The following is a 2,040-nucleotide window of genomic DNA, read 5'->3' as shown; positions in this document are numbered from 1 at the left end:
GGCGGTGGCCGGAGCCAGCGGGTCATGCTCCAGCGGCAGACCAAAGACGCGCTCACCGGTAGTGACAACCCGCAGCACAGACTGCTGCCGGTCGGGGGAAAGGGTGGTGGTCGTCATCGGGATCACTGCCTGTCCAGTGGGGCCGGGTGGATACTGCCTTTTCTGCTACCTCCAGCACACACCTACGGAGCACGCACACCCTGAGCAGTCAATACCTAAATCCGAAGAAAACGGACATCGGGCATGCGGGCGCAGGCGAGACAGGAGTGATACGCCTCTTGCGGGGCGGGTGGGTGGTTTCCCGCTGTCGCCGAGAGGCAGACGGTTGCCAGGAGGCGGGCTGCGGTGACTGAGATGGGAGAAGGGCTGCGGGCCGCCGTGTTCAGGCCTCTGGCGTGCGACCGGTGTGGGTGCGGCTGCTTTCATCAAGCAGCGAAAGAGGCTCGATGCGCCGGCAACCAGGGGTTGCTGCCCGTGCCGGCCCATCGAGGATGAGGCGCATGCTCAGGTAACACGTGCAGTCGGGGGAATGCGACTGTCCTCATCGGCTGCTTCGCAGGAGTAGTCCTCCCCAGGCCCTGCATCTGCTGGGCAGCCCTCTGGGGCTAGGAAACTCTGCCCGGCGAAGCCGGAGAATGAGCAATCAGTGCTTGCCTTGCCTGAGAGCGCCCGCCGATAGGTCATGGGCATGCTCAAGTGATCTTCTTGAGGCGAGTCACGGCTTGTGGATGCGGCATCGACAGTGAAGCCGTGCGCTGAGGTTCTGTGGGTTTCTTCGGCTTGATCCTCAGCCAGGGGCAGCCAAGCGGGCCTGCCCTGTGCAGATTTTTCAGTTGCGTCACCTGGCCGGTGGGTGGAAGAAGTTCAGTGCTGGGCTGCGGTGAGGCGGTGGGTTTCGTCGTGGAGTTCGGTGATCCGGCGTTCTAGCTCTGCCTGGTAGCGGCGGCCGTGGTGGGCGCAGAAGAGGAGTTCGCGGTTGTGGCTGAAGCGGGCGCGGATGTAGGCCTGGGCTCCGCAGCGGTCGCAGCGGTCCTGGGCGGTCAGAGAGGGGCTCATGGTGTCTCTCCGTCGGGTGATGGGGATGTGCTGGAGCAGGGTGATGAAGGCGTAGCCGGTGTTGTCGGGAAGGCGCTGCACGCGGAGGGCGCCGGCGAGGGTGGCTGCGGTGTGGAGATCGCGGTCGCTGATGCAGGAAGGGGCAGGACTTGCCCAGCCGGTTTCCGTACGCTGGCGCACCGCTATAGCGATAGAGGGGGAGGAGCGGGCGAGCTCCAGGAAGAGAGGGCCGCTGCCGTACCGGGCGGCACTGGCAAGGAGCTCTGCGACCACTTGTTCCGCTGTGCGGATGACCGACTCGGGGATAGTCCACAGTTCCAGCCAGCGGCGAAGAACCATCTGGGCGGCCAAAGTAGATGGGGCGGCTGCCGGGTCAGGCAGATGCCAGACAAAAGCAGGACCGAGAACCCCGCAGACCGGAGGCAAGGGCCAGGCCAGATCTTCCGCACGCCATGACAGGGACACCTCTGCCGACCTCCTCCCATAGTGGGAACAACGCTCCTTACCACCAAACGCTCGCCCCGCTCCCAGCGAATGGGTAATAGCTACCTACTTCGCTAAAATGCCCGCTACTGATCTTTTCGTTAGTTCGGTGGGATTGGTAGGTGGAGGGTGAGGCCGGGGTGGGTGAGGAAGGACCAGGGCAGCTGTCGGTTCTGGTTGATGCGGTGGATACCCTGTTCGGTGGCCCCGGCGACATCGACGAGGTGGTCACCAGCAAGGTTGGCGAGCTCGCGTTTCTTGAGCGAGGGCCACAAAAGTTCCACCGGGTTGAGATCGGGCGCGTAGGCCGGTAACCGCTCCAAGGGCCGGCCAGTTCTGCTCGGCGACCCAGGCCCGCATGGCGCGGCTCCCGCCCAGACCAGCACCACCTTCTCCCCGCGGTAGAAGGGACTGTACGAAGAACGGTGTAACTCCGATCATGGGAGAGTGCGCCTGTGACCAGCGAGAACATAGCCACGGCATCTGAGGTGGGGGCTGCGC

2 protein-coding genes are annotated in these 2,040 nt (G+C 64.4%); both read right to left on the bottom strand.

Annotated elements, in window-relative coordinates; all coding sequences use genetic code 11:
* Positions 1–864: 864 nt before the first annotated feature.
* Positions 865–1,056, bottom strand: a complete 192-nt coding sequence (locus tag ACFWUY_RS41345; RefSeq protein ID WP_384122120.1) for a hypothetical protein — start codon at positions 1,054–1,056, stop codon at positions 865–867.
* A gap of 584 nt (positions 1,057–1,640) precedes the next feature.
* The gene (locus ACFWUY_RS41340; RefSeq protein ID WP_384122117.1) at positions 1,641–1,823 is read right to left on the bottom strand and encodes a hypothetical protein; all 183 of its coding nucleotides are present in this window, start codon (positions 1,821–1,823) and stop codon (positions 1,641–1,643) included.
* Between the last annotated feature and the right edge of the window lie 217 nt (positions 1,824–2,040).

The sequence above is a fragment of the Streptomyces sp. NPDC058664 genome (genome assembly GCF_042716635.1).
GTDB lineage: Bacteria > Actinomycetota > Actinomycetes > Streptomycetales > Streptomycetaceae > Streptomyces.
The sequence above is the reverse complement of the archived record's forward strand: the minus strand, read 5'-3'. Positions and strand labels throughout refer to the sequence as shown.